The organism is Corynebacterium auriscanis (assembly GCF_030408435.1).
Lineage (GTDB): Bacteria > Actinomycetota > Actinomycetes > Mycobacteriales > Mycobacteriaceae > Corynebacterium > Corynebacterium auriscanis.
Genome location: NZ_CP047046.1, coordinates 1315371 through 1342013, shown reverse-complemented (window position 1 = coordinate 1342013; position 26643 = coordinate 1315371). Strand labels below are relative to the sequence as shown.

General features: G+C 58.0%; 21 protein-coding genes and 1 pseudogene. 20 read left to right on the top strand and 2 right to left on the bottom strand.

The features are described from left to right. Positions 1 to 31: 31 nt before the first annotated feature. From CAURIC_RS05600 to CAURIC_RS05570, 7 genes are all read left to right on the top strand, one after another. Entirely contained in the window at positions 32 to 1042 is a 1011-nt protein-coding gene (locus tag CAURIC_RS05600; protein WP_035113086.1) for a phosphatidylinositol mannoside acyltransferase, read from the top strand. A 6-nt stretch (positions 1043 to 1048) separates the two neighbouring features. Next, positions 1049 to 2203: a glycosyltransferase family 4 protein gene (locus CAURIC_RS05595; protein ID WP_035112959.1), complete on the top strand. Its 1155-nt coding sequence runs from the start codon at positions 1049 to 1051 to the stop codon at positions 2201 to 2203. 5 nt (positions 2204 to 2208) lie between these two features. Continuing rightward, positions 2209 to 2679, top strand: coding sequence for a hypothetical protein (locus CAURIC_RS05590; RefSeq protein WP_035113087.1), 471 nt, complete (start codon positions 2209 to 2211; stop codon positions 2677 to 2679). A gap of 133 nt (positions 2680 to 2812) precedes the next feature. Then, a complete protein-coding gene (gene pdxS / locus CAURIC_RS05585) occupies positions 2813 to 3709 on the top strand; it encodes a pyridoxal 5'-phosphate synthase lyase subunit PdxS (RefSeq protein WP_035112961.1) in 897 nt (298 codons plus the stop codon). A 12-nt stretch (positions 3710 to 3721) separates the two neighbouring features. Continuing rightward, the gene (locus CAURIC_RS05580) at positions 3722 to 4606 is read left to right on the top strand and encodes an acyl-CoA thioesterase (RefSeq protein WP_035112963.1); all 885 of its coding nucleotides are present in this window, start codon (positions 3722 to 3724) and stop codon (positions 4604 to 4606) included. Between the two features lie 2 nt (positions 4607 to 4608). Further along, the gene (pdxT, locus tag CAURIC_RS05575; protein ID WP_246815854.1) at positions 4609 to 5232 is read left to right on the top strand and encodes a pyridoxal 5'-phosphate synthase glutaminase subunit PdxT; all 624 of its coding nucleotides are present in this window, start codon (positions 4609 to 4611) and stop codon (positions 5230 to 5232) included. 142 nt (positions 5233 to 5374) lie between these two features. Next, complete coding sequence (locus tag CAURIC_RS05570) at positions 5375 to 6127, top strand: YebC/PmpR family DNA-binding transcriptional regulator (RefSeq protein WP_035112966.1); 753 nt, start codon at positions 5375 to 5377, stop codon at positions 6125 to 6127. Between the two features lie 27 nt (positions 6128 to 6154). On the opposite strand, the gene CAURIC_RS05565 is transcribed toward CAURIC_RS05570, so the two are convergent. Continuing rightward, complete coding sequence (locus CAURIC_RS05565) at positions 6155 to 6628, bottom strand: DUF3817 domain-containing protein (RefSeq protein WP_035112968.1); 474 nt, start codon at positions 6626 to 6628, stop codon at positions 6155 to 6157. 313 nt (positions 6629 to 6941) lie between these two features. On the opposite strand from CAURIC_RS05565, the gene ruvC reads away from it, so the two are divergent. The 9 genes and pseudogenes from ruvC to CAURIC_RS05520 all read left to right on the top strand — a co-directional run bounded on the left by ruvC (position 6942) and on the right by CAURIC_RS05520 (position 18149). After that, positions 6942 to 7499, top strand: coding sequence for a crossover junction endodeoxyribonuclease RuvC (gene ruvC / locus CAURIC_RS05560; RefSeq protein WP_052094687.1), 558 nt, complete (start codon positions 6942 to 6944; stop codon positions 7497 to 7499). 82 nt (positions 7500 to 7581) lie between these two features. Further along, on the top strand, positions 7582 to 8208 hold the full coding sequence (gene ruvA, locus CAURIC_RS05555; protein WP_035112970.1) for a Holliday junction branch migration protein RuvA: 627 nt from the start codon (positions 7582 to 7584) through the stop codon (positions 8206 to 8208). 117 nt (positions 8209 to 8325) lie between these two features. Next, positions 8326 to 9414, top strand: a complete 1089-nt coding sequence (gene ruvB, locus CAURIC_RS05550; RefSeq protein WP_035112972.1) for a Holliday junction branch migration DNA helicase RuvB — start codon at positions 8326 to 8328, stop codon at positions 9412 to 9414. 128 nt (positions 9415 to 9542) lie between these two features. Beyond that, positions 9543 to 9932, top strand: coding sequence for a preprotein translocase subunit YajC (yajC, locus tag CAURIC_RS05545; RefSeq protein WP_035112975.1), 390 nt, complete (start codon positions 9543 to 9545; stop codon positions 9930 to 9932). Between the two features lie 206 nt (positions 9933 to 10138). After that, positions 10139 to 11908 (top strand): annotated as a pseudogene (gene secD, locus CAURIC_RS05540) (protein translocase subunit SecD); the annotation flags it as partial. An 18-nt stretch (positions 11909 to 11926) separates the two neighbouring features. After that, the gene (gene secF / locus CAURIC_RS05535; protein ID WP_353959097.1) at positions 11927 to 13408 is read left to right on the top strand and encodes a protein translocase subunit SecF; all 1482 of its coding nucleotides are present in this window, start codon (positions 11927 to 11929) and stop codon (positions 13406 to 13408) included. 68 nt (positions 13409 to 13476) lie between these two features. Then, positions 13477 to 15147 (top strand): ABC transporter substrate-binding protein, encoded by a 1671-nt coding sequence (locus CAURIC_RS05530; RefSeq protein WP_290182003.1) that lies wholly within the window; start codon positions 13477 to 13479, stop codon positions 15145 to 15147. A 100-nt stretch (positions 15148 to 15247) separates the two neighbouring features. Further along, positions 15248 to 15886 carry an adenine phosphoribosyltransferase gene (locus CAURIC_RS05525; protein ID WP_035112978.1) on the top strand — a complete coding sequence of 213 codons (639 nt, stop codon included), beginning with the start codon at positions 15248 to 15250 and terminating at the stop codon, positions 15884 to 15886. Next, on the top strand, positions 15879 to 18149 hold the full coding sequence (locus CAURIC_RS05520) for a RelA/SpoT family protein (RefSeq protein ID WP_035112981.1): 2271 nt from the start codon (positions 15879 to 15881) through the stop codon (positions 18147 to 18149). The genes CAURIC_RS05525 and CAURIC_RS05520 overlap by 8 nt, the downstream gene beginning before the upstream one ends. Positions 18150 to 18185: 36 nt before the next feature. Here CAURIC_RS05520 and CAURIC_RS05515 read toward each other — a convergent pair whose 3' ends face one another. Continuing rightward, a complete protein-coding gene (locus CAURIC_RS05515; protein WP_235700633.1) occupies positions 18186 to 19091 on the bottom strand; it encodes a peptidylprolyl isomerase in 906 nt (301 codons plus the stop codon). 147 nt (positions 19092 to 19238) lie between these two features. On the opposite strand from CAURIC_RS05515, the gene CAURIC_RS05510 reads away from it, so the two are divergent. The 4 genes from CAURIC_RS05510 to CAURIC_RS05495 all read left to right on the top strand — a co-directional run bounded on the left by CAURIC_RS05510 (position 19239) and on the right by CAURIC_RS05495 (position 26608). Further along, entirely contained in the window at positions 19239 to 20027 is a 789-nt protein-coding gene (locus CAURIC_RS05510) for an MBL fold metallo-hydrolase (protein ID WP_290181999.1), read from the top strand. 49 nt (positions 20028 to 20076) lie between these two features. Beyond that, positions 20077 to 21363, top strand: a complete 1287-nt coding sequence (hisS, locus tag CAURIC_RS05505; protein ID WP_035112983.1) for a histidine--tRNA ligase — start codon at positions 20077 to 20079, stop codon at positions 21361 to 21363. A 166-nt stretch (positions 21364 to 21529) separates the two neighbouring features. Continuing rightward, positions 21530 to 23674, top strand: a complete 2145-nt coding sequence (locus CAURIC_RS05500; protein ID WP_052094692.1) for a bifunctional metallophosphatase/5'-nucleotidase — start codon at positions 21530 to 21532, stop codon at positions 23672 to 23674. A 96-nt stretch (positions 23675 to 23770) separates the two neighbouring features. After that, complete coding sequence (locus tag CAURIC_RS05495) at positions 23771 to 26608, top strand: ExeM/NucH family extracellular endonuclease (protein ID WP_290181996.1); 2838 nt, start codon at positions 23771 to 23773, stop codon at positions 26606 to 26608. Positions 26609 to 26643 lie beyond the last annotated feature (35 nt).

Sequence of the window (26643 nt, the reverse complement as noted above, 5' to 3'; positions counted from 1 at the left end):
TCCTACCAACGAAGAAAAACTGGCACGAACTATGAGTTCAAACACGGCACAGGAACTTCGCGAATCCTTGACAGCTTTCGCGTACAAAGCTGGCTGGAAACTCACGGCTATCGCACCCGAGCCAGTCGCTCGATGGCTATTCACGGCGATGGCCGATGTGGCGTCGAAAAAAGGAAAAGGCCCAGAACAGCTGCGCCGCAACCTCGCTCGTGTAGTGGGGCCCGAGAACGTGACCAAGCAGCTGGTGCGGGATGCCATGCGAAGTTACATGCGGTATTGGAGGGAAGCCTTCCGCCTGCCCACAATGGTGGGCGATTCGCTTGTCGCCCGCATCGACGCGGGATTTACCCAGGGAAGTGTGGAGCGGGTATTTGCGGCCATCGCCCGTGGCAAGGGGGTAGTAGTTACGTTGCCACACTCTGCGAACTGGGACATGGCCGGGGTGTGGCTGGTGGCCAAGAATGGCGAGTTTACGACCGTGGCAGAAAGGTTGAAGCCGGAGAGCCTTTTCGATGCTTTCGTAGACTACCGTGAGAGCCTGGGATTCAAGGTTATTGCCTTGACCGGGGCAGCGCGGCCTCCGATGGAGTTAATGGAAGAGGTGCTGCGCGAAGGGGGTGTGGTGTGCCTGATGGGTGAACGTGATCTCACTGGCCGAGGCGTATTGACTAGATTTTTCGGCGAAGAGGCTACTTTGCCGCCGGGCCCCGCACTGTTAGCTCAGCGCACTGGTGCTGTATTGATGACCGCGGGAATGAGCTTCACCGAACACCGGACGCGCGGTCGGTGGGGGTTGCCACGCGTGGAGGAAGGTTGGCGTATTCACGTTGGGGAACCGATTGATACCGATCGGCCGTTGGAGGACATCGTTCAGCAACAAGCCGATGAATTCGCCGCAAATATCGCGCGTGATCCAGCTGATTGGCACATCTTGCAACCGGTCTGGTTGGCGGATCTTTCCCTGCGGCGGCTGCGGGCCATGGGGATGGAGCAGCGGGTTAATCGGCCGGCCCTTGATGGTTCAGTAGAGCAGGAGGGGTAGCGACCAGTGCGTATTGGAATGATCTGTCCCTACTCCTTTGACGAGCCAGGCGGGGTGCAGATCCATGCGATTGACCTGTGCACGGAGCTGATCAAGCGAGGCCACGAGGTCAGCCTTATAGGTCCGGGCAGCGATCGTTCACGGGTGCCGAATTTTGTGGAACTGGGCGGCAAGGCAATACCCATTCGGTACAACGGTTCCGTCGCCCGGTTGAGTTTTGGACCAAAGACCGCGCGCCATGTCGATCGGTGGATTGCCGATAACAATTTTGACGTGTTGCATATCCATGAGCCGAACTCTCCGTCGTATTCCATGTTGGCGCTGCGTCGTGCGGAGGGGCCGATCGTGGCTACCTATCACGCGTCGGCGAGTTCTTCGCATTTGTTGCAACTAGCTCTACCTTTCCTTCGTCCGCTTTTGGAGCGGATTCAAGGTGGCATTGCGGTCTCGGAAGAAGCCCGACGGTGGCAGGTGGAGAATTTGGCGGGGGATCCAGTGTTGATTCCCAACGGGGTTGCCACGGGCATGTATCGACGCGCCGAACCCATTAGTGGTGTGGATCCCACCCGGCCGCGAATTATGTTTCTGGGCCGATTCGAGGAGTCACGCAAGGGCTTGAGCATTCTGCTGGACGCCATGCCCGCCATCGTGCGGCAGTTGCCCGAAGTGGAGTTGGTGATTGCCGGCGGAGGATCAGTGGATAATCTGGTCGCCCGGTTAAACAAGGTTGGGTTGTCACACTCTGTCGGGCTTGGCCCTTCGGAGGCCAATGTACGGGTTTTGGGGCGGGTGTCGGACGAGGATAAGGCCCGTGCCCTCACCGCCAGTGACATCTACATTGCCCCGAATACGGGCGGGGAAAGTTTCGGCATTGTCCTCGTGGAGGCCATGGCCGCGGGTGCTGCCGTGGTCGCCAGCGATATCCCTGCCTTCGCCGCAGTGGGGCAAGACGGCCACTCGGCCAGGCTTTTTCCCAACGGGGATTCTGCGGGATTGGCCGCTGCTGTGAGTGATCTTCTCGCCAACCCTGAGAAGCGGTGCGCGCTGGCGGCCCGTGGATCGCAGCGGAGCAGAGAATTCGATTGGCAGACGGTCACCGATAAAGTCGAAGAAGTTTATTCTGCCGTCGCTGCAGCAGGGCGGAAGGTGATCGTGCGTTGATCACCATGTCAGTCTGGGCGTTGTTGGCTCTCATTGCCCTTTTCATTGCCATTGCAGTGGGGATTTGGGCTTTTGGTCTGGCGCAACGGCTCAACCGTTTGCATATTCGTACCGACGCCGCCAGGCTCAATTTGCAGGGGGCTCTGGACGCTCGCGCTGCAGTGGTGGAAGCGCTGCAGCCGCAGATGGCGGAGGAGATCAATCGACTATCCGGCACAGTATTGCGCGCGACGAACATGGGCAGGCGCTCCGACGCGGAAAACTCCCTTACACGCCAGCTCAGCCCAAGCGTGTTAGGCAATAGCAGTTTCGTCGCTGCGTCAACCCGTGTGGACCTAGCGGCGCGGTTCTATAACGATGCCGTGGCGGATACTCGGAACGTGCGGGCTCGTCCCATTGTGCGGGTTTTGAAGTTGGCGGGACGAGCACCGATGCCGGAGTTCTACGAGGCCTCGACAACGAATCACCACGAGTAAGAATTTCACCCCCGGCTTCTCTAGCACAAAACTAGACAGGTTAGACTAGTGAAGCATTAAACCACCCATCATGTGGGGCAGGTCGTTTCTGATGGGCGACGTGCTCAGATGGCTAGAGACGGGAAGAGCGAACGTGAGTAATCAACAGGAAACTACCGGCACAGCACGTGTGAAGCGTGGCTTGGCTGACATGCTCAAGGGGGGTGTCATCATGGACGTTGTTACCCCGGAACAAGCAAAGATCGCTGAAGATGCTGGCGCTACGGCAGTTATGGCGCTGGAGCGCGTGCCTGCTGACATTCGTGCCGAGGGCGGCGTTTCCCGGATGTCCGATCCGGATATGATTCAGGGCATTATCGAGTCCGTTTCCATTCCAGTCATGGCGAAGGCGCGTATTGGCCACTTCGTTGAGGCTCAGGTTCTGCAGTCCCTCGGCGTGGACTTCATTGATGAGTCCGAGGTCCTGACCCCGGCCGACTACAAGAACCACATCGACAAGTTCGATTTCACTGTTCCATTCGTGTGTGGTGCAACCAACCTTGGTGAGGCCCTGCGTCGCATCAATGAAGGTGCTGCCATGATTCGTTCTAAAGGCGAGGCCGGCACGGGTGATGTATCCAACGCTGTGACGCACATGCGCACCATCCGCGCAGAGATTAATCGTTTGAAGTCTATGGCTGAAGACGAGCTGTACGTTGCAGCCAAGGAGCTGCAGGCCCCGTACGAATTGGTGCGCGAGGTTGCCGAAAAGGGCAAGCTGCCGGTCGTCTTGTTCACCGCTGGCGGTATCGCCACCCCAGCCGATGCTGCGATGATGATGCAGTTGGGTGCCGAAGGCGTGTTCGTCGGTTCCGGCATCTTCAAGTCTGGCGATCCTGAGAAGCGTGCTCGCGCCATTGTGCAGGCCACCCAGAACTACGATGATCCCGAGACCATTGCAAATGTTTCCCGCGGTTTGGGCGAGGCCATGGTCGGTATCAACGTGGACGAGATTCCTCAGCCTCACCGCTTGGCTGAACGCGGCTGGTAAAAACTAGGACCGATGAGTTCGACAACACCACAACCACCGCGCATTCTCGAGGTCCTCGACCTAGAACGTGTGGATCGTGACATTTATCGAGGCCAGGTCATTCCCTCCAAGCTGGCGCGCACCTTCGGAGGACAGGTGGCCGCACAGGCTCTAGTGGCGGCCACCAACACAGTCGAAGATACGAAGGGTGTGCACTCATTGCACGCCTACTTCTTGGCGCCGGGTAATCCCGACGCCCCCACCACCTATTTGGTCGATCGCGTACGGGATGGGCGATCGTTTGCCTCGCGCAGTGTAAAAGCCGTGCAAAACGGGCGGGCGATCTTCATCATGCAAGCGAGTTTTCACGTGCGCGATGATGAGGGGCCAGAGCACTCGGACACGATGCGTGCGGTTCCCGACCCAGATTCCATCGTGGTGGACCACGACCGGATGACGGATACGCGCCGCAAACTCATGGAGGAGTGGAGTGACTGGGATATCCGATACGTGAACCCAGAGCACTTTGAGCACAACAAGTACACCGCTAGCCAGCAGCTAGTGTGGTTCCGTTCAAAGCAGCAGCTACCCGATGACGAAACATTCCACATCTGCACATTGGCGTATATGTCGGATATGACCCTTTTGTCGTCAGCGTTGGTTCCGCACCAGTCTGAGCAGGTCCAGGAAGCCTCGTTGGATCACGCGATGTGGTTCCTCCGTCCGTTCCGCGCAGACGAATGGCTATTGTATGACCAGATATCTCCATCGGCGCATGCAGGACGTGCACTTACCCACGGGAGGTTGTTTAACCAACAGGGGGACTTAGTGGCTGTGGTGACCCAGGAAGGGCTAACCCGAACGCTCCACGAGGGAAAGATCGCCGTGCCTTTCAAGCAGGAACAGGATCGCGGCTAAGGATGGTTCAAACGAACACCATGAACAACGAATTCTCTGGATTCACCGTAGGAGTACTCTCGCTACAGGGAGGCTTCGCGGAGCACACTCGCGCGCTGGAGCGACTCGGGGTGAAAGTGGTCGCAGTGCGCCGACCGGCCCACCTAGAAGGGCTCGACGGGATCATCCTGCCCGGCGGCGAATCCACCACGATGAGCAAACTGCTGGAGCTCGGGGGATTGTTGCAACCACTGCAAGAGGCCATCGCTGCCGGACTGCCCGCGTTCGGCACCTGTGCAGGGTTGATTCTCCTAGCCGATGAGGTTCTCGACACCCGTGCGGACGCGCACAGTCTTCATAGCCTAGACATCAGTGTTCGTCGGAATGCTTTCGGGCGTCAAAAAGATAGTTTTGAAACCACCTTGCAATTCGGACATCGCGGCAGACAAGTAGAAGCCGTGTTTATCCGCGCACCACAGGTCGAGCGCGTGGGAGATGACGTAGTTGTCCTGAGCACCCTGGCTGACGGAACCGTCGTAGCTGTGCGCAGCGGTCATGTGATGGGCTGCAGTTTTCACCCAGAGCTCACTAGTGATGATGGGGTACACGAGTACTTTTTACGGGAGCTGGTTGTCCCGGCCGCGTAGAAAGAGGCAACACGTATCGCTCGCTGTCCCAACTCAAAGGCTCGTCAACTCACCAAAGTTTTTAGGGTGGGTTCATTGGGCTTGGGCAGCCCACGGCGTAAAGTAGAACAAGTACCAGTTAGTTAGATGATGGAAGAGGACGATGGCAGGCCACTCAAAATGGGCAACCACAAAGCACAAGAAAGCAGCTAACGATGCCAAGCGCGGCAAGGAATTTGCCAAGCTGATCAAAAACATCGAAGTAGCCGCTCGTACCGGTGGTGGCGATCCCAGCGCAAACCCGACGCTGCAGGACGCCATTACGAAAGCGAAGAAGTCCTCTGTCCCGAACGACAACATCGATCGTGCCGTTAAGCGCGGTTCAGGCGAAGAAGCCGGTGGCGCTGACTGGGAAACCATCATGTACGAAGGCTACGGCTCCGGTGGCGTGGCGATGCTCATTGAATGCCTTACCGATAACCGAAATCGCGCGGCTACCGATGTTCGCACCGCTATGAGCAAGAACGGCGGCAACATGGCAGATGCCGGTTCTGTGTCCTACCAATTCACCCGCAAGGGGGTGGTGATTCTCGATAAGGGCGAGCACACCGAAGATGACATCCTCATGGCTGTGTTAGATGCCGGTGCGGAGGAAGTTAATGACCTGGGCGAAAAGTTCGAAGTTGTCAGTGAACCTACGGATCTTTCCGCTGTGCGTGATGCGCTGCAGGAAGCCGGGATCGAATACGACTCCGTGGAGCCGGACTTCCGCGCGTCTACCGAAGTACCAGTAGACGCGACAACCGCTAGGAAGAACCTCAAGCTCATTGACGTGCTAGAGGACTGTGACGATGTACAGAACATCTTCACGAATATGGATATCCCAGCCGACGTTATGGCCGAACTGGAAGGTTAGAGGAATCCGGGTTCAAGTGAACCCGGATTAGTTTTTAAACCACTCCAGTGGAGATCCCAGCGCCAGCAGGCCGCTGAACAACAGAGCCACGGCGATCAGTACGACGATTAAGGTCACAATTGGTTTGCTTACCGCAAAGGCCAGTCCGCGTTCAGCCACGTTACTGGGGCGTTCGTGGGGATCGAGCGCATCAGCGGTGAATCGCCACGCGCCGTTGAGCACACCTGCTTTATCTGCCTGCTTTTCGAATGGAATGGTGGCAAAGGGGATCACGGAGGACAGTAAGCCTAGAATTCCTCGGCCGAAGCTCCAGCGATTATTGATCCAAATCAGCACAGTGGCAACGCAGTAGGTGAGGAACACAAAGCCGTGGATTCCCCCGGCTATGCGCACTCCAAGTGGGGTAACGTCCGTGTATTTCAGGATCATTCCCCCGATAAGCAGCGCCCAAGTGATGGTTTCGGCTACCGCTAGGGTGGAGTAGAGCTTCTTTGGTGTCATGTATGAAAACATACCGTAGGTTCGGTTGAAGTCCGAAGTAACGGCGCGGTAGCAGGATGTCGGCAACCGTAGCCGGGGGCTGGAGTTGGCAACCGTAGCTGGTGGCCAGTGTTGACAACTGTAGCTGGTGGCCGGAGGTCGGGTGGGGGTGATGAGAAGGTGCGCCCCCGAGGTGGATAGGTTTTCGCTGACCGCGCACAACACACTCCATTTTTGGAACACGTGTGCTAAATTAGTGAGCGCTATGAATAAATCGCCATCACATCCTGCCCCCCATGCGCGCCCAGGAGCCGGTTCCCGCGCGCTTGCAGGGATGGGTGAGGGAGGGGTGGCGCGTGGCGTCGGCCAACGAACCCGCAACCTGGCCGGCCTGCGAGTGATGGGGATTGACCCGGGTTTGACGCGGTGCGGGCTGTCTGTCGTCCAAGCAGGTCGCGGGCGTTCTGTACTGCCAATAGCCGTGGGGGTAGTCCGCACGCCCGCCAGTGATAGCCTCACCTCTCGCTTGTTGCGCTTGTCGAATGCGGTGGAAGAATGGATGGACGAATATCGCCCGGACGTCGTGGCTCTGGAGCGGGTTTTCGAACGATCGAATGTGTCGACGGTGATGAATACTGCTCACGCCTCCGGTGTATTGATGCTCGCGGCAGCCAAACGTGGGCTGGATGTGCACATGTACACCCCCAGTGAAGTGAAGAAGGCGATCACAGGCAACGGGCGGGCCGATAAACCGCAAATGACCACGATGGTAACTCGCATTCTTGGTCTTGGTGAGCCGCCTAAGCCCGCCGATGCCGCCGATGCGCTTGCCCTCGCCGTCTGCCATTGTTGGCGCGCACCGTTGAACCATGTTGTGAAAGGACAGTCATGATTGGTTCCATGTTTATCTCGTTGTGTGGACCCGATATGGGTAGTCGGTACTCCTCGTTAAAATCCCTTGAGAAAGGACAGTCATGATTGCCTCGTTGCGTGGAATCGTTATTGATAAAGGTCTCGATTACGTCGTCGTGGAATGTGGTGGCGTTGGGTATCACTGCCACACCACCCCGGCGATTGTCGGATCGCTGGAGCGTGGCTCCGAAGCCTTCGTCCTCACCACCTTGGTGGTTCGCGAGGACGCACAGATGTTGTATGCGTTCACCGATTCCGACCAGCGCCAAACCTTCGTGGCTCTACAAAAGGTTTCCGGGGTGGGCGCCCGAGTTGCTTTGGCGATTATGAGTGTGCTCACCCCCGCTGAATTGGCCGCTGCGGTGGCCGATGGCGATGCTAAGACACTGCAACGCGCCCCAGGTGTGGGAAAACGGCTGGCCGAACGCATGGTCGTTGACCTCAAGGGCAAGCTGGGTGCGTTGTCTTCTGAGCTATCGACGCCTAGCGCTGCCACGAACGGTTCTCCACAGGAGTTAAGTGATTCCGTGCGTGCACAGGTGGAAGAAGCCCTGGTGGGCCTCGGCTTCACGGAAGCAAAGGCGGCATCTACTGTCTCGCAGGTCGCATCTCGGACTGAGGGTGCGGGACTCTTGGAAGCTTCGAGCCTACTGCGAGCGGCGCTGTCGCACCTCGGTGGTAGTAAATAGGCGCGTGGCAGTCCGACGGGAGATGGCCGCGAGGCTCAGTCACTTCGACACAGTCTTATGGGAGTGGCTATGCGTAGTGACGAAGAGTGTCTGCGGGCAGAGGTAAGGTAGGCAAACATGAGTGACGTGGAAAAAACTGAATTCGAGTTACCCTCGGGTGCTCTCGAGTTCAGTGGCACAGACGCAGGTGGCGGAATCAACCCGGACCTCAGCGGTGGACAGGTGCCGGGGGATTCCGATGTAGAAAGCTCGCTGCGCCCCAAATCTCTGGGTGAGTTTATCGGCCAGCCGAAGGTCCGCACTCAGCTTGATCTGGTTTTGGGCGGCGCTCGTGCGCGTGGAGTAGTTCCGGATCACGTTTTGTTGGCCGGGCCGCCGGGCTTGGGTAAAACCACTATGGCCATGATTATTGCCCAGGAGCTGGGAACGTCACTGCGTATGACTAGTGGCCCGGCGCTGGAACGGGCGGGTGATCTCGCCGCTATGCTATCCAACCTGATGGAAGGCGATGTCCTGTTCATTGACGAGATCCACCGTATTGCCAGGCCGGCGGAAGAAATGCTGTACATGGCGATGGAGGACTTTCGCATTGATGTGATCGTCGGAAAGGGGCCGGGAGCCACTTCCATTCCCATTGAAGTTGCCCCGTTCACGTTGGTCGGTGCTACTACGCGCGCCGGTATGCTGACAGGTCCATTGCGGGATCGCTTTGGTTTCACCGCCCAAATGGAGTTTTACGACGTAGAGGATCTCACACGCGTGGTCACTCGCGCTGCGGGAATCCTGGGTGTACACATCAGTCACGATGCTGCCTGGGAAATCGCTTCGCGTTCGCGTGGCACCCCGCGTATTGCGAACCGTTTGCTGCGTCGAGTCCGTGATTTCGCTGATGTGAATGCGGACGGCAAGGTCAACTTGGAAGTGGCTAAAGCAGCGCTACTGGTGTTTGACGTGGACGAATCCGGTTTGGACCGCCTCGACCGCGCAGTGCTCGATGCCCTCGTGAGAGGCCATGGCGGAGGGCCTGTGGGCGTCAATACACTAGCGATAGCCGTGGGTGAAGAACCCTCCACCGTAGAAGAAGTGTGCGAGCCCTACCTAGTGCGAGCCGGCATGTTAGCGCGTACGCCACGCGGAAGAGTGGCTACGGCCATGGCATGGAGACACGTGGGGCTGGAACCTCCAGAGGGAACCATTGGTCTGTAATTGTTCGCTGTGCCGGTAGCGGCGCCCGCATGACTACCCGGACAAGCGTTAGCTTTAGCGAAAGCGGTGGTTAAGAACGGTGGGGTTCGGTAATTAGGTGACCGCAAGGATATGGCACACTGGCAGGTATGGATCCTCTTATTCTTATTCTTGTCCTACTGGTTTTCATTGCCCTCCCGTTATTCCAAATGCGGAAGCAGAACCAAAGGCTCAAGGAGATTCGCGCCTTCCAAGAACAACTGCGCCCCGGCATGGTGGTGCGTATGACCTCCGGACTACAGGGGCGCATTCACAACGTGGGTGAAAAGACGATCGACCTAGAAATCGCTCCTAGCGTGGTAACCACCTGGGACCGCACCGCGGTGCTCAACCCAGTTGATTCCGTCGATACCGGTTCGGTGCAAGGGGATGCGTTACAGCAGAGCAACCCCAGCGCTTCCAGCCCGGTTGATCAGCACGAGGTCGACGGCCCGTCCACGGACGACAACCCGGAGGGTTCGCCCGAGGATCGTCGCTAAAGTGTCTGACCGCGCGGTTTATGGAGAGTTTCCTAGACTCCCCACCGCGCGGTTCTTACGTAATCGCCCCTTAAGGGTTAGAATCATCAGGTTACGATTCGGTCTGCTTGTGGAGTGCGGTTAACGCACGCTTCTCGCATCCGGCACAGGCAGTCCGTATTCATTTCACGTCAGTAGTTCCCGATATACGCCCAGGAGTTTTTACTGTGGCCACGAAACGCTCCACACGAGCTGCCAAAAACAACTCGTTTGCATGGCCGAAGCGAGCACTAGCGCTCTTCGCCCTTATCCTCGTCATTGTTTTTGGCTTGATTTTCTTCACCGGCAGCAAGTCGCTCTCGCCCAAACTGGGCATCGACTTGCAGGGTGGCACCCGCATCACCCTTGTCCCGCAGGGTGCCAAGCCCAGTTCGGAGCAGCTGGACCAAGCGCGCCGCATCCTCAGCGACCGCGTCAACGGCATGGGTGTTTCCGGCGCGGAAGTACGTGCGGACGGCAGTAACCTCGTGATCACCGTTCCTGGTGAAAACGTGGAGGAAGCCCGTGCGTTGGGCAAGACGTCACAGCTTGTTTTCCGCCCGGTGGTGCAGCAGCCCGCACAGCCAGACAAGGGCGTGTTTAAAGAAGTCGAGGCAATGGCGAACCGCTGGGTAGAGGTCGGGGCGATCACGCCCGAGGTCGGCCAGCAAAAGCTGGACGACCTCATGAAGTTCCTCAAGCAACAAAAAGTGCCAGATGCGCCGAAGGACCTAAAGGTCACCGCCAAGGCCCCCGCTGAAGGCAAAACCAGTGTGGAGCAGCAGAAGAACCGTGACAAGATGGTTAAGGTTTTGCTGGAAGACCGCCAGTCAGACAAAGCTAATAAGCAGGAGGCTGCTCGTGCCCTCTTGACGTGTGAGGGCAGCGATAAGTTGGCCGGTGCTGATGACCCATCGAAGCCCTTTGTGACCTGCGATAACGAAGGCCAGGTTCAAGTGCTGGGCCCTGCGCCGCTACTGGAGGGCTCGAAGCCGGGCCCCGATGCCAAGTTCCTCACTGGCGCAATGATCGACGGGAACGCACCCATCACAGGTGGTCTCAACCCACAGACCGCCCAGATGTCCATCTCCTTTAAGTTCAAGACCGGTAAGCAGACCCCCGGTGGCGAGACGTGGTACAAATTTGGGCAACAGATGCTGCAGCAGCAAGTCGCCATCACCCTGGACTCGAAGGTGATTTCCGCTCCGGTGATCCAAGAGCCAACCCCTCCGGGCAATACCTCGCAGATTACTGGTGAGTTCAGCGAGAAGGAAGCTCAGGACATCGCCAACAACCTGCGCTACGGCGCTTTGCCCATCAGCTTTGTGGGTGAAAATGGTGAGCCCGGCGGTACAACCACCACGATTTCCCCAACTCTGGGTGAGGCCTCCCTGAAGGCCGGTCTGATCGCCGGCGCTGTCGGTTTGGCGCTCATCGCAATCTACGCCTTGGTCTACTACCGCGGTTTGGGCGTCATTGCGATTGTCTCCCTGTTGGCCGCGTTCGCTCTGGTCTATGGCCTGATCGTGTTGCTGGGTCGCTGGATTGGCTACAGCTTGGACCTCGCAGGTATCGCTGGTCTAATCATTGGTTTGGGCACCACGGCAGATTCGTTCGTTATCTATTTCGAACGCATCAAGGACGAAATCCGCGATGGGTCTACGTTCCGCTCGTCCGTTCCACGCGCATGGCAGCGCGCCCGTCGCACGATCGTCACGGGTAAGGCCGTGAGCTTGTTCGGAGCGCTCGTGTTGTACTTCCTGGCCATTGGCGAGGTCAAGGGCTTCGCCTTCACCCTTGGCCTGACCACTATCTTCGACCTTCTGATTGCTTTCTTGGTCTCTGCTCCACTGGTTATTTTGGCATCTCGACGCCCCGCGTTTGCAGCACCGCGGCTCAATGGCCTGGGATCGGCATTCCGTGCGGCAGAGGCCAATAAGTCTCAGCGCGACGATGAGGGCGACAAGGATTCTTCCATGGGATTCTTCGGCAAGATGTATAACGGCATGGGCGGGTTCCGGATTATTCCGAACCGCCGCAAGTTGTACTCCCTCATGGCCGCGATGCTGGTTGTAGCCATCGGTGCGATCCTGATTCGTGGGTTCACACTGGGCATTGACTTCCAGGGAGGCACAAGGATTGCCATGCCACCGGCGCAAAACGTCACGCAGTCACAGGTGGAAGAGACGTTTGAGGATGCCATTGGCATTGCCCCTCAGTCCGCCCAGACTGTGGGTAGTGGCGATTCGCGCGTCATCGAGGTGACCTCTGAGCGCCTGAGTGAAGATCAGATTCGTCAGGTTCGTTCCGCTCTATTTGAGAAGTTCCATCCAAAGAATGCCGCGGGCGAGGTCAGCGAGAACGCAGTGACGGATTCCACGGTCTCCGAATCGTGGGGTAAATCCATCACGCAGCGCATGCTGCTGTCGCTGGGCGTATTCTTGCTGATCGTCTTTACCTACATCACCATCCGCTTGGAACGGGACATGGCCCTGGCTGCCATCGTCACAATTTTGCTGGATCTCGCCGTGGTGGCCGGCCTGTATGCCCTCATTGGTTTCGAGGTCTCGCCAGCAACGGTGATTGGTTTGCTCACGATCTTGGCATTCTCCCTCTACGACGTGGTGGTCGTGTTCGACAAGATTCGCGAGAACACTTCGGGCCTGTTTGGGTCCACCCGCTCTACCTTCGATGAACAAGCCAACCTAGCGTTGAACCAGACCATCATGCGCTCGATCAACACCTCCATCTTCTCGGCAGTGCCTATCGTGTCGTTGCTGGTGGTGGCGGTAGGTTTGATGGGCGTAGGAACGCTCAAGGACTTGGCGCTGGTGCAGTTTATTGGTGTGATTGTCGGTACGTTTAACTCCATATTCTTCGCGGCTCCACTGTTGGCCACGATTAAGTCCCGTCAGCGCAAGTACCGGGAGCACAACGAGCGCGTTCGCAAGGCACGCGAAGGTGGTGAAGGCAACAACGGCCATGCTGATGAGATGGCAGGTGTCGCCGCAGTTGGCGCTACGAGCGCTTCCGATGTGGCCGGCCTGGATCGCAACGCCGGCGGGGCAGCGGCGCAGCGAAGCGCCGACACCCAGCACAGTGCCAACATCCAGCACAGCGCAAGTCCCGATACCGATGCGGATCGCGGGCGGGACTTTGACTCTGCAGGTGAGGACGCGATCAACCGTGCGCGTGCAGCGGACTCCACCGGGCACGGTGCATCAACCGAAGTCGGTGCTGATAATGGCAACCCATTGAATTCGGCGGTGGGTTCCAGCGGGGCGTCGAGTAAAAATGGCGGCCGCAAGGTTCAGTTCCCCAGTAATGCCAGCCGGGTGACTAAGCCAGCAAAAAATGACCAGGCCGAAGGCACAGGTAGGGAAGCAACGCAAGATTCAGCCCGCCATGACGGGCCAGAGACCGGTGCAGCCGGGCAAACGTGGCGCCCGGGAATGTAGCTCGGGGAACTCAGTGATCATGGATCTGGTTCGCCGCTCGCGGTGGGCGACAAGGTAGGAAGGTGTTTGTGAAAGGCTCGGTTGGCAAGAAACTCGCGGCGACCGCGGGGGCGGTGGCGATCACGGCTGCGGTGGCTTCCTGCGCCGGTGATCGAGGCCCCGGCGACAGCGCTGCTCCCGAAGAGCAATTCGGGTACGCGTTGCCACAAGAACTGGTTACGACGAACGCCGGCACCTCGTTGGGTGTAGCCACGGACGCCGGCAAAATCAGCGCGCGACTGTATCCAGGCGCTTTCATCGAAGGTCCCGATGAGCAATTGTTGCCAAATCCGGACATTGTGAAGGCCTTTCCCAGCAAACGCAACCAAGCGGTCATCAATTACCAGATCAACAGCCAGGCCGAGTATTCCGACGGGAAACCGGTGGTGTGCGACGACTTCCTGTTGACGTATGAGGCCTCCAAGCGTCCGGACTTATTCGGCTCAGATATGCCGTTATTCTCGCAGGTTCAGAGCCTGGACTGCCAGCCCGGATCCAAACGGTTCGTAGTGAATTTCAAGGCGGGATTCGGCGAGCGGTACAGGGAGCTGTTTAGCGCGGGCAGCGTGCTGCCCATGCATACGGTTGCCGAGCGCGCGAAACTGCCCGATGCAGCCCAGGCATTGCGATCGGGCGACGACGCCATGCTTACCGAAATGGGGAAGCAGTGGCAAGAGACCTTTTTGCTTAGCAAAACCGATCCGACAAGCGTGCCCACGTCGGGTCCGTACAAGATCGCATCCCGTGGGGAAGATGGGCACCTCGAATTGACTGCCAACCCTGGGTGGTCGGGTGTGAAACCCGTCGAGGAGCCGATCCATGTGTGGCCACGGCGGGCAGACCTAGCCACGCTCCGCGAGCACAACCAACTAAAGGTTGCGGATATTGACGCGGGTAAGAACCTAGAAGAGCTGGGATTGAAGGAGCCGGACTGGCGCGTCACGCGCGTGCAGTCTTCCCGGGTAGACACCTTGCGTATTTCCGATCTGGGCCCACTGGGCACCCCCGAAGCCCGAAGCGCTCTCAACTACTGCATCGATCAGCGTGGCTTAGCCGATGCCGTGACTAAACACTCTGGTGCACGCGTGAAACCAACTGGTTTGCGCGTGATTGGGCCATCACACCCACTTTCCAGCCAACTGACCCGCACATCCCAAGAGAATACCGTTTTCGCGCCGGATAAAGCGGCAGCGTTGACAGGCCAAACGATCCGCATCGGATACCTAGAAACCACGTCCCGGTACAAAGTCATCGTGGACAAGATTAAACAGACGTGTGGCGCTGCCGGTGTGAATGTGGAGCCAGTGCCCCGCGGTATAAGTGATTACGGGGTATTGGGAGTTGATTACGACGTGTTGTTGGATACCCGCACCACTTTTGGGCGCAATGCGGCGGTGGCCCACGGTGTTTCCGGGCGCCTGACGGAAATCCAGCGAGAGGAAAAGAAGCTGCAGGCCGCCAGCTACTCGATTCCATTGGTGACCGAAGCCCGCACGATTGCGTTTGAGGGCCACGTGCACAACGTCATGGACAATGGGGCAGATGGGGGAGTCAGCTGGAACATGGATCGGTGGATCACCCGTACTACGCCGGTACCTGATGATGCGCCCGCTGCTGCAGATCCGGATGCCAAAACCCCCTCGAACAATCCCAACCAATCGGGTGCGAGCGGTACCTCTAACCCCGGAAAAGGTAGTTAATCCTCACGTGTTCGCTAAAGTAAGCGACACGTAGTGTTGCCTCGTGTACGAGGCAACACCATCGAATCTTTGACGACCGACGCGCAAGAGGTTTTAGTCCGTGCATAATCCCGTTACTCCACCCACCGTGCAGCCCAAGACGGCAAAGGAGGCGCTGGAGAAATTCACGCGCATAGTCCCAGATTTCCCCAAGCCCGGCATTGTGTTCGAGGACCTCACACCCGTTTTGGCCGACCCCGATTGCTACCGCGTGCTGGTGCACGATTTGGCCGATGCGTGCCGAGATGCAGGCGCGGACCTGATAGGTGGACTAGATGCCCGTGGCTTCCTGCTCGGTAGCGCTGTTGCCCACGAATTAGGTGTGGGAGTGCTGGCCGTGCGCAAGGGGGGAAAGCTTCCGCCTCCGGTCCACCAAGTGCACTACGACTTGGAATATGGCAGTGCCACGTTGGAGATCCCAGCTAGCGGCATTCCCCTCGACGGCAAACGCATCATCCTCATCGACGATGTGTTGGCCACCGGTGGCACACTACGAGCTTCCCAAGAACTCCTCGAGAAGGCCGGTGCTCACGTCGTGGGCCTAGCCGTTGTCCTTGAGGTTGAAGGCTTGCACGGTCGCGACAAGCTGCGCGATCTGCCTCTATACGTCGTCGCCAAAGGAGATTCGCGGTCGCTGGCGCAGCTGGGCGTCGAACCAAAAGAAACAGCCAGTGGTGTAACGGTGAGCAGTCATGAGTAACGAAAAGGGATCGTTATGGATGGCAGCGCGAATAGCGCGCAGCCTGACCGGCGGTGGCCGCACCCGCGTGAACCCCGTGCTGGGACCACTTGTGGCGATTCACCGAAAGTATCATCCGAAAGCCGACGTGGACGCGCTGGGGCGGGCCTATGAGGTCGCCGAACGTTTACACCGAGGCGTGACGCGTAAATCGGGGGAACCATACATTACCCATCCGCTGGCAGTAGCCACGATTGCTGCGGAGATCGGCATGGATACGACCACGCTGGTGGCCGCCCTGTTGCACGATACTGTCGAGGACACGGACTATACCCTCGATGAATTGACGGCCGATTTTGGCGCGGAAGTTGCGCGACTAGTCGACGGAGTAACCAAGTTAGACAAGATGGTGCTGGGGTCCGCAGCGGAAGCCGAAACCATTCGCAAGATGATTGTAGCAATCGCCAACGATCCCCGAGTGCTGGTAATTAAGGTCGCCGACCGGTTGCACAACATGCGAACCATGCGCTTTTTGCCACCGGAAAAGCAGGCCAAGAAAGCCCGGCAAACCCTCGAAGTGATCGCCCCGCTGGCACACCGACTGGGAATGGCGACCGTGAAGTGGGAGCTGGAGGATCTATCCTTCGCCATTTTGTATCCGAAGAAATACGACGAGATCGTGCGGATGGTCGCAGATCGCGCGCCCAAGCGAAACTCGTACATCGCGGATGTGAAGCGCGAGATCGAGGAAGCGTTGCGACGTTCCGGCATTCAGGCCACCGTGGTTGGACGGCCTAAACACTACTGGTCGATCTATCAGAAGATGATCGTGCGAGGGCGAGATTTTGATGAGATTTTCGACCTCGTAGGCATCCGTATCTTGGTTGATTCCGTGCGCGATTGCTATGGCGCCGTGGGCGCGATCCACACCTTATACCATCCGATGCCAGGCCGGTTTAAGGACTACATCTCCGCGCCACGCTTTGGGGTGTACCAATCGCTGCACACCACCGTGGTCGGGCCCAAGGCCAAGCCACTGGAAGTGCAGATCCGTACGCACGAAATGCATCACAAGGCCGAGTTCGGTATCGCGGCGCACTGGCGCTACAAGGAAACCAAGGGTAGCCACAAGGGCGATAGTGGTGAAGTCGACCAGATGGCCTGGATGCGCCAGCTCCTGGATTGGCAAAAAGAAGCCGCTGATCCGAACGAGTTCCTTGACAACCTACGTTACGATCTATCGACTAATCAGATCTTCGTGTTCACGCCGAAGGGTGATGCCGTGACTCTGCCGGCGGAGGCTACCCCGCTGGACTTTGCCTACGCGGTGCACACCGAAGTGGGGCACCGGTGCATCGGTGCCAAGGTCAACGGCAAGCTGGTCGCGCTGGAATCTAAGCTCAAGACCGGCGATAAGGTCGAGATTTTCACCTCGAAGGACCAATCCGCCGGCCCCAATCGAGATTGGCTGGACATCGTTGTATCCCCACGGGCCAAGAACAAAATCCGCGCTTGGTTTGCCAAGGAGCGCCGTGAGGAAGCTACGGAGAAAGGTCGCGATATGCTGGCGGCCGAAGTTCAGCGCGGCGGCCTGCCACTGCATCGGTTGTTCACTGCAGATTCCATGCGGGCCATTGCCTCGCAGTTGGGTTACAGCGATGTTGATGCGCTATACGCCGCGATCGGGCGTTCTGAAGTGGGCGCCGACCACGTGGTCAAGCTACTCATCGAGACTTTCGGCAGCCCCGAAGAGGCCGAGGACGAACTGGTTCGGCGAACCCCAGCAGTTTCCAGAATCGCGAATACTCCGCAAGAGGGCCGCGGCGATGGATCGGGAATCCTTGTGCAGGGCCAGGCAGATTTTTCGGCGAAGTTGGCGAAATGCTGCACTCCGGTGCCGGGGGACGAAGTGTTCGGCTTCATCACCAAAGGCGGGGGAGTATCTGTTCACCGTACGGACTGTACGAATGCTCCGAAGCTGCACGCGGAACCCGCCCGTTTGGTGGAGGTGCAGTGGGCCAGCTCGTTTAACAACGCGGTGTTCTTGGTGACAATTCAAATTGAGGGGTTGGACCGCAACGGTTTACTCTCGGAGGTCACCCGTGTGATCTCTGATCAGAAAGTGCCCATCGTGGCGACCAGTTCGCACACCGCGGACGATCGGGTGGCGAATATCCGCTTCACCTTTGAGGTTTCGGATACCAAGCAGCTGGGCTACACCATGAACCAGTTGCGCAACGTTGAGGGTGTCTTTGACGTCTATCGCGTGACCACGGGTGGCTAAGGAAAGAGGAGCAGCCCGGGCGGGCTGCTCCTTTAATTAAGCTTTCGTGGCCGAGGTGATGCGCACCTCGTCCTTGGGCTTGCCATCGTCTTGCGGTGCCTTCTCCAAGATCTTGTCCAGGGTTTTTAGGCCCTCGTCGGTGATCTTGCCGAACATGTTGTAGGTCGGAGGCAGGGTGGAATCCTGATCCACCAGGAAGAACTGGGAACCATTGGTCTCTGGCTGACCGGTGTTGGCCATAGCTAGGGAGCCGCGTGGGTACTTCACTGGCTTTTGCAGGCCCTCTGGTGGGTTCATCGGATCTACCTTTTCACCCTTCTTCACGAAGGCGTTCTCCGGGAACTCGTTGGCAAATCGGTAGCCAGGGCCACCGTTGCCCTTTGCGGTGGGGTCACCACACTGCAAGATTGTCAGTCCATCGGATTTCACCGAACGGTGGCATACGGTGTTGTCGAAGAACTTCGCTTCCACTAGGTGAACGAAGGAATTCACGGTACAAGGGGACTGCGCCGCATCAACCTCGAGGGGTATGTCGCCCTCGTTGGTCTTGATGATGACTTTCTGCGTACCGGTGGTTGCAATTCCATCACCGTTTGGCGCGGACACGGGCTTTGCAGCCTTCCCGTCCTTCTTGTACTCACATTTCACGGTCTGGCCGTAAGGCTCCAGTGGCTTGTCCGGCATTGCCGCAGCTTCGGGCGTTTGCTGTTCGGAGGAAGTTTGGTCAGCCGCTTCAGTCGATTTTTCGTCGCTGTTCCACGTAACAGCCATGTAAATACCGCCGACCAGCAAAACCAATACAGCGAGGGTGGCGAAAATTACGCCTAGTGGCGCGGCCTTCGCGCGCCGTTCGCGGGATCGAAGGGTTTTTTCCAGCTCGTTGAGAGCTTCATCGCGCCGTCCCTTATTGGGCATATCGCGGTCGAGGTTCTTCTGGGACACGCTAATTAGCGACCTTTCTACAACGGTTACGACGGCATAGTTTCCGCGCCATCCAGCTTGCAACTATCAATAGGCCATTATGCCTTAGAGCTCCCAATGTTCCTAAGGTAACGCACCCAAAACACTCAGCTCGCTAAGGTTGGATACATGACTGACTTGTTTAATCCCTCGACCAGCCCCAGCGCGCCCGTCACTGTGGATGCCGTTTCACCATCGGTGGAGATCCTCACGTTTTCGGCCGGTCCTTTCCAGACCAATTGCTATGTTCTCATCAATCGCTCTGTTGCTGCCGGCACCCCTGCGGGTTCTTCTATTACCGACGCCGCCACGGGATCCAGCTCCTCCGCCTCTACATCGGGGCACGACACATCCGCTCCCGCACCGGCCGTGGTCATTGATCCTGGCCTGGGCGCTTTCGATACGGTCACCAGCTTGGGCCGTGACCTGAACTTCCACGTGGAAAAAGTTGTCCTCACGCACGGTCACATTGATCACATCCGCGATGCTGCGGACTTTAACGTACCCGTTTATGTTCACCCGTTAGACCGTCCATTTTTGGAAATGGATCAATCAGCTTCCCCTTTTGCCCAAATTTTTGATGTCGCCACCATGAAACCGGTTGCCGACCTGCGCGAGTTGACGGAAGACAGCATCGACATCGCGGGAGTGCAATTCGATATCCACCACATGCCGGGGCACTCTCCAGGCCATGTGATGTTCCGCGTGCCGGGATTCATCATCGGCGGTGACGTCCTCTTCCGTGGCGGGGTAGGCCGAACTGATCTGCCGGGTAGCTCACCGGAGGATATGGTGTTGTCCCTCAAAAAACTCACCCATGAGTTCGACGACAACGATGTCGTTGTTACCGGCCATGGCCAAGCTACGACCATTGGTGAAGAAAAGCGCACCAACGGGTACCTGCAGGCGGTTCGTTAGTACTACCTGCACCCTGCGCGTCAAAAGGTAATGGTTAAACTTTGTACTTGTGAATGACAGCGCAGCGAAGAAAAAGTTACAGGCATTAAGCGCGCCCAAGGGCGTGCAAGAGTACTTCCCGCCGAACTCGCATGAGTTCCTAGCGATCCGCGAGGCGTTTACGAATGCCGCCCGCCAAGCCGGTTACGAACACATCGAGCTGCCAATCTTTGAAGACACGAATCTGTTTGCCCGGGGCGTCGGTGAATCAACCGACGTGGTGAGCAAGGAAATGTATACGTTCGCAGACCGCGGCGGCCGCAGTGTGACCTTGCGCCCGGAGGGTACCGCTGGGGTTATACGTTCAGTCATTGAAAACAACTTGGATCGCGGACAATTGCCCGTCAAGCTGGTCTACGCGGGCCCCTTTTTCCGTTATGAACGGCCTCAAGCAGGCCGCTATCGCCAGTTGCAGCAAGTCGGCGTGGAGGCCGTGGGGGTTGATGATCCTTACCTCGATGCCGAGGTGATTGCCCTGGCCGATCGTTGCTACCGCAGCGTCGGGCTCACCGGCCAGCGCTTGGAACTGACCTCCTTGGGCGATAATTCCGATCGCCCCGCATACCGTGCCAAGTTGCAAGAATTCCTGCGCAAGCTGCCCTTGGACGAGGAAACGACTCGGCGCGCCGAACTCAATCCACTGCGCGTATTGGACGACAAGCGCCCGGAAATGCAGGAGATGCTGGCCGATGCTCCACTGATGCTCGACCACCTGAGTGATAGTTCTCGCGAGCACTTTGAGACCGTGACTGGAATGTTGGACGATCTTGGCGTGCAGTACGCTATCAACCCCCGTATGGTGCGCGGGTTGGACTACTACACCAAAACCTGTTTCGAGTTCGTCCACGATGGATTGGGCGCGCAGTCCGGTATCGGTGGCGGTGGCCGTTATGACGGTTTGATGGCTCAGCTGGGCGGACAAGATCTCTCGGGCATCGGTTTTGGGTTGGGTGTAGACCGCACCTTGCTGGCGTTGCGGGCAGAGGGCACGCAGGCATCCGAGGGGCGACGGGTGGATGTTTACGGCGTGGCCCTGGGAAGTGCTGCCAAGGCCAAGATGGCTCGGTTGATTGACGAGCTGCGGGCTGCGGGGCTCAGCGCCGATATGTCCTATGGAGATCGAGGGCTCAAGGGTGCGATGAAGGGCGCCGATCGCGCAGGCGCCACATTCGCCCTCGTGATGGGTGATGCAGAGCTGGAAGCAGGAACGGTAGCACTGAAGGACCTAGCTGCACACGAGCAGCGCGACGTGGCGGTCGATTCGGTGGTCGCCGAACTCGCGACCGTCTTGAATTAGGTTAAGTTCGTCCCCAAAACGGGGGCGAGCCAAGTAAACTCAGGGCTAAATCTTTCTGACACGAGGGCAAAGGCGCAAGACCGCGTGAATTGTTGCCGAGCGAAGAGGAGCTAACGGGTGGTTAGCTCCTCTTGTCGTTTCAATACTCTGAAGAGGAGCCCTACCTATGTCGCGAAAGCTCTCGCGTGCCGCGCTGGCGCTTGTTGTTACCCCAAGTGTCGCCTTTACTTCGCTGTCTGTTCCCGCATATGCAGCGGAGGCCGACCAAGTAAGCCTGAACATCCTGGGCGTGACCGACTTCCACGGTCACATCCAGCAGAAGACATCCAAAAGCGGCACAGTGACCGAGATCGGCGCTGGCGCGCTGGCGTGCTTCCTGGATAAGGAGCGCGAGACCAACCCGAACACTAGCTTTGTTTCGGCTGGTGACAACATCGGTGGTTCTCCTTTTGAGTCCTCCATTCTGAAAGACAAGCCGACCGTGGAGGTTCTCAATGCCATGGAACTGGAAGCTTCGGCAGTTGGTAACCACGAGCTGGACAAGGGTTGGGATGACCTCAACGGCCGCGTGGGTGTTGACGGCAGCAAGCTGGCCAAGTTCCCATACTTGGCGGCAAATATGAAGGGCGCTCAGGTTGCACCTAGCACGATCGTTAATAAAGGCGGTGTGAAAATCGCCTATATTGGCGCCATTACCGATACGACGAATCAGCTGGTAAGCCCTGCCGGTATCCCCGGAATCACCTTCTCTAAGCCTATCGAGGCTGTGAACGCTGAGGCCACTCGTTTGAAGCAGCAAGGACAGGCCGACGTGGTCATCGGACTGGTTCACGAAGGTGTGACCTCCGCGGGATTCAGCAAGGATGTCGATGCCGTCATCGCTGGCCATACCCACCAGAACCGTAATCTCGATGGCCAGCCTCCTGTAGTGCAGCCTGCGAACTACGGCATGCTGATTGGTGACATCGATGTTGTTTTCGACAAGAAGGAAAAGCGCGTGGTCAGCGTAAAGACCACCAACCGCACCTCCGATGAGGTTGTGAAGGCCTGTAACGGTGAGAAGGATGCGGAAGTCGAAAAGATCGTGCAGGCCGCGGCCACCGCTGCTAAGGAAGAGGGGCAGAAGGTCGTCGCGACCACGGCTACCAACTTCTTTCGTGGGTCGAACTCTGGGGCGGACTCCGGCAGCAACCGTGGTACCGAATCCACGTTGAACTCCATGATCGCCGATGCCACCTTGGAATCGGTGAACAAGTCCACCGATTTCAAGGCCGATATCGGCATCATGAATGCCGGTGGTGTTCGCGAGGATTTGATGTCTGGAGAGGTCACTTTCTCGGATGCATACGCTGTTCAGCCTTTCAACAACACCCTGGGTGTCGTGGACGTTACGGGTGCCCAGTTCAAGAAGGTTCTCGAGCAGCAGTGGCGCAACGCTGCAGCTGACGAGCGCCCCGTTTTGGTACTGGGCTTGTCCAAGAATGTGGAGTACACCTACGATCCTACGGCTCCAATCGGTTCTCGCATCACCTCGGTGAAGGTTGATGGCAAGGTTCTGGACGAGAACAAGACTTACCGCATTGCAGGTAATAATTTCCTGCTCGCCGAAGGCGATGGCTTCACCGGCTTCGATACCCATGAGGGTGGCTCGAACAAGATTAAGGACACGGGCCTAGTCGACGTGGATGCCTTCAACAAGTACCTCGCATCAAGCAAGGACTTGGCAGCACGTACCGATCAGACCAGCGTGGGCGTGCACTTTGTGGATGCAAACCCAGCCGAGCTGACGGCGGATCAGAAGGTAAAGATTGAGCTATCGTCTCTGAGCTACACCACCAAGGGTGAGCCAATGGCCAAGACCGTTGAGGTTTCCTTCGCGTATGAGGAGGGCGAGCAGATTAAGTGGGCCCCGGCCGTGAGTGGGGATTTGGACAACACCATCACCAATGACAACAACGAAACCGGTAAGACCTCCCTCGAGGTTATGGTTCCGGCCAACGCGGTGGCACTGCGAGTGAAAACCGACAATGGCACCGACCAGATGATGCCGGTCAACGGCGCCACACTCCCGGCCGGGCCAACCCCAGGCGATAACGTACCCGGCTCCTCCGACCAGCCCGGCTCTTCCGATTCCGCTGGATCCTCCAAGGAGCAGCAACGTGGCTTCTGGGCGTTCCTCTTCGGTGGTCTGTTGTCCGTCCTAGCTGGCGCAGGTCTGCTGGCATGGGCTTATGACACCGGCATGATCCCACAGTGGATGATCCCTAACTGGGTGAAGCTGCCGAAGCGAATTCTGCCACAAGCTCGCTAGCCGGGGCTCGTTCACTCAATCTTTCATTAGTTCCCACCCTGGAGCGCCAATGACATCCTCGATAGTCGGCTCCGGGGGTTTACCTTGAAGAAAGGCTTGATTTCCTTGTTTTCTGCTCAGCGAAAGCTGTCTTCGGCCCTCACTGTATCCGGTTTGACGTTATGCACGCTGGTCGTTCCTGGGGCATTCGGCGCGTCAGTATCAACAGGTGTTGCAAGCGCTGCAACCAGCGGTGACAACGTTATCATCAACGAGGTCTACGGTGGCGGTGGTAACACTGGTGCCACTCTCACGCACGACTTCATCGAACTGTACAACCCCACCTCTAAACCCATTTCTCTTGACGGTTGGGCCGTGCACTATCTGTCTTCCAAGGGGACCACCGCCAGCACTACCGTGACTCTGGCCGGTGAGATCGCTCCCGGAGGGTACTACCTCATCCAAGGTGCTCAGGGAACAGGTGGCACTACTTCCTTTTCTTCTGACGCCCAAAGCAATCAACTCGCCATGTCCGGATCCAGGGGCACCGTGGTCCTCACCAAAACCTCCGCACAGTGGTCTCAGGGGGATAGCGCAGTAGACATCGTCGGATTTGGTGCCACCACTGTGGCGGAAGGAACTCCGGCCAGCACGCTGTCCAACACCACCTCGGCTTCGCGCAAGCAAGCCGGCGCGGATACCGACGACAATGCGCAGGACTTCCTGGCTGGCGATCCCACCCCGCAGTTCACTGGTGGGGATGCCCTGACGGGCGACTCGTCGAACCCTGGCACGGATCCCAATACGAACCCTGGCACGGATCCCAATACGAACCCTGGCACGGATCCAGATACGAACCCCGGTACGGATCCCAATACGAACCCTGGCACGGATCCCGGCAACGATTCAGAGTCCACTCAGCAAAAGACCACCCCCATATCGGATATTCAGTCCACGGGTGAAAAATCTCCCCTGGTTGACAAGTCCGTCACCACAGTGGGTTGGGTTACAGCGTCCTACCCAACGGGAGGCCTCAAGGGTTTCGTGATTCAAATGGGTGGCACCGGAGGCAAGGCACGCCAGGCAGGGGAGGCCTCTCAGGCCGTGTTCGTATACACCGGTAATACCGCTCCCAGTGAGCTCGATAAGTGTGTCATTGTCACGGGTAGCGTGTCCGAGTTCAACACGTCCACGCAGATCACGGCGGCGTCGACCAAACAATCCACCGACCCAGCGGCAGACTGCGGTGAAAAGCCGAAGCCCATCGGCGATAACGTGCCAACCGATCCGGCGCAGCGGGAAGCTAACGAGCACATGCTGTTCAAGCCCACAGGCGGATACACCGTTACCAACAACTACGAGGTCTCTAGCTTCGGCAGTGTGGACTTAGTGGCTGGAGACAAGCCGCTGTACCAAGCAACGCAGATGGTGGCCCCCGGGGCAGATGCGCAGAAATATGAGGATAACAACCTCAAGCAGGTGATCACCCTCGACGATGCTGCGACACGCAATTACTTCCTCAACGATGCGGCCAAGGACGTGCCTTTGCCATACTTATCCACGCAAGAGGGCATTCGTTCCTTGCGTACCGGTGACAAGGTGACCTTCCAGAACCCAGTGGTGCTGAGCTACAACTTCAAGAAGTGGGGCTTGCAGCCCACTGGCGAAGTCACTGGTGATACCAAGCGGGCAGAGCTGCCGATTGCGTGGGACGACTCCCGGGCAGCAGAAGCGAACGGTCCCCGCGAAGTTGGCGGCCAGCTGTCCATCGCGAGCTTCAATGTGTTGAACTACTTCACCGATCTGGGTGCGGATGAAGCAGGTTGTGGCGCGTACAAGGACCGTGATGGCAAGGCGGTGACGGCGAATGGGTGCAAGGTGCGTGGAGCTTACAGCCAGGAGGCATTCAACGATCAGCAGGCGAAGATCGTCGCGGCGATCAACCAGCTGGACGTGAGCGTACTCGGTTTGGAAGAGATCGAGAACTCCGCGAAGTTCGGTCACGATCGGGATGAATCGTTGAAGCGACTGGTCGACGCGCTGAATGCTGCTGGTGGCAATTGGAAGTTCGTACCCAGCCCCAAGACCTTGCCAGACGATGAGGACGTAATCCGTACCGCATTCATCTACAACCCCGACAAGGTGACCCCGGTAGGGGAATCCCGCATTCTGGACCACGAAGCCTTCAACGGAATTGCGCGCCAGCCTCTGGCCCAAGAGTTTCGGACGGACGAGGAAGGTCAGAGCTTTGTGGCAGTAGTGAACCACTACAAGTCCAAGGGTTCGGTGGCCCGTGGCGATGCTGATACTGGCGATGGCCAAGGCAATAATGCCCGGTTGCGTACAGAGATGTCCAAGCAACTCAACGAGTGGTTGGGAACGCAGGAGGATTGGCAGGACAAGGCGCAATTCGTGATGGGCGACTTCAATGCCTACGCGAAGGAGGATGCCATTCGCGTTCTGGAGGAGAGCGGGTTTACCAACCTCGATACTCACTTCGATGCGGGCTTGTCTTACCAATTCAGTGGTCGGCTGGGTTCCCTGGACCACGTGATGGCCAATGCCGCAGCGCTGAAGCTCGTCACTGGAGCCGACGTTTGGGATATCAACAGTGACGAAGCCACGAGCTTTGAATACTCCCGGCGCAACTACAACGCGGTAGATTTCTACAGCCCGGACGTCTTTCGCGCGAGCGATCACGACCCAATCAAGGTCGGTTTCAAAGCTCCAGGCGGAAAGCCTGAGACTGGGGACCCACAACCACCGGTCGAGCCTGGTAACCCAGACAAGCCAGGCTCTGACGGGACCAGTGGCTCCGATGCAGCTCCTTCATCATCCAAGGGATGGTTCCTAAAGTTGCTGGCCGGCGTGGCTGGCGCAGGTGCGCTGTTTGCTGCTCTGTATGGGATCGGTGCGCTGCTGGGCTGGGTCAAGCCCATGAGGCTTATGCGTTAGTGGTCCTGCAAGAGAAGCTTGCGCTTGCTGGATTT

Excerpts from the sequence above, each read along its gene's own strand:
- ruvC (WP_052094687.1), top strand. The coding sequence starts at position 6,942 with ATGGGTGAGGGAGGGGTGGCGCGTGGCGTCGGCCAACGAACCCGCAAC.
- yajC (WP_035112975.1), top strand. The coding sequence starts at position 9,543 with ATGGATCCTCTTATTCTTATTCTTGTCCTACTGGTTTTCATTGCCCTC.
- CAURIC_RS05570 (WP_035112966.1), top strand. The coding sequence starts at position 5,375 with ATGGCAGGCCACTCAAAATGGGCAACCACAAAGCACAAGAAAGCAGCT.
- CAURIC_RS05580 (WP_035112963.1), top strand. The coding sequence starts at position 3,722 with ATGAGTTCGACAACACCACAACCACCGCGCATTCTCGAGGTCCTCGAC.
- CAURIC_RS05600 (WP_035113086.1), top strand. The coding sequence starts at position 32 with ATGAGTTCAAACACGGCACAGGAACTTCGCGAATCCTTGACAGCTTTC.
- CAURIC_RS05500 (WP_052094692.1), top strand. The coding sequence starts at position 21,530 with ATGTCGCGAAAGCTCTCGCGTGCCGCGCTGGCGCTTGTTGTTACCCCA.
- ruvA (WP_035112970.1), top strand. The coding sequence starts at position 7,582 with ATGATTGCCTCGTTGCGTGGAATCGTTATTGATAAAGGTCTCGATTAC.
- ruvB (WP_035112972.1), top strand. The coding sequence starts at position 8,326 with ATGAGTGACGTGGAAAAAACTGAATTCGAGTTACCCTCGGGTGCTCTC.
- pdxT (WP_246815854.1), top strand. The coding sequence starts at position 4,609 with ATGGTTCAAACGAACACCATGAACAACGAATTCTCTGGATTCACCGTA.
- secF (WP_353959097.1), top strand. The coding sequence starts at position 11,927 with ATGGGATTCTTCGGCAAGATGTATAACGGCATGGGCGGGTTCCGGATT.
- CAURIC_RS05520 (WP_035112981.1), top strand. The coding sequence starts at position 15,879 with ATGAGTAACGAAAAGGGATCGTTATGGATGGCAGCGCGAATAGCGCGC.
- CAURIC_RS05590 (WP_035113087.1), top strand. The coding sequence starts at position 2,209 with ATGTCAGTCTGGGCGTTGTTGGCTCTCATTGCCCTTTTCATTGCCATT.
- CAURIC_RS05565 (WP_035112968.1), bottom strand. The coding sequence starts at position 6,628 with ATGACACCAAAGAAGCTCTACTCCACCCTAGCGGTAGCCGAAACCATC.
- CAURIC_RS05510 (WP_290181999.1), top strand. The coding sequence starts at position 19,239 with ATGACTGACTTGTTTAATCCCTCGACCAGCCCCAGCGCGCCCGTCACT.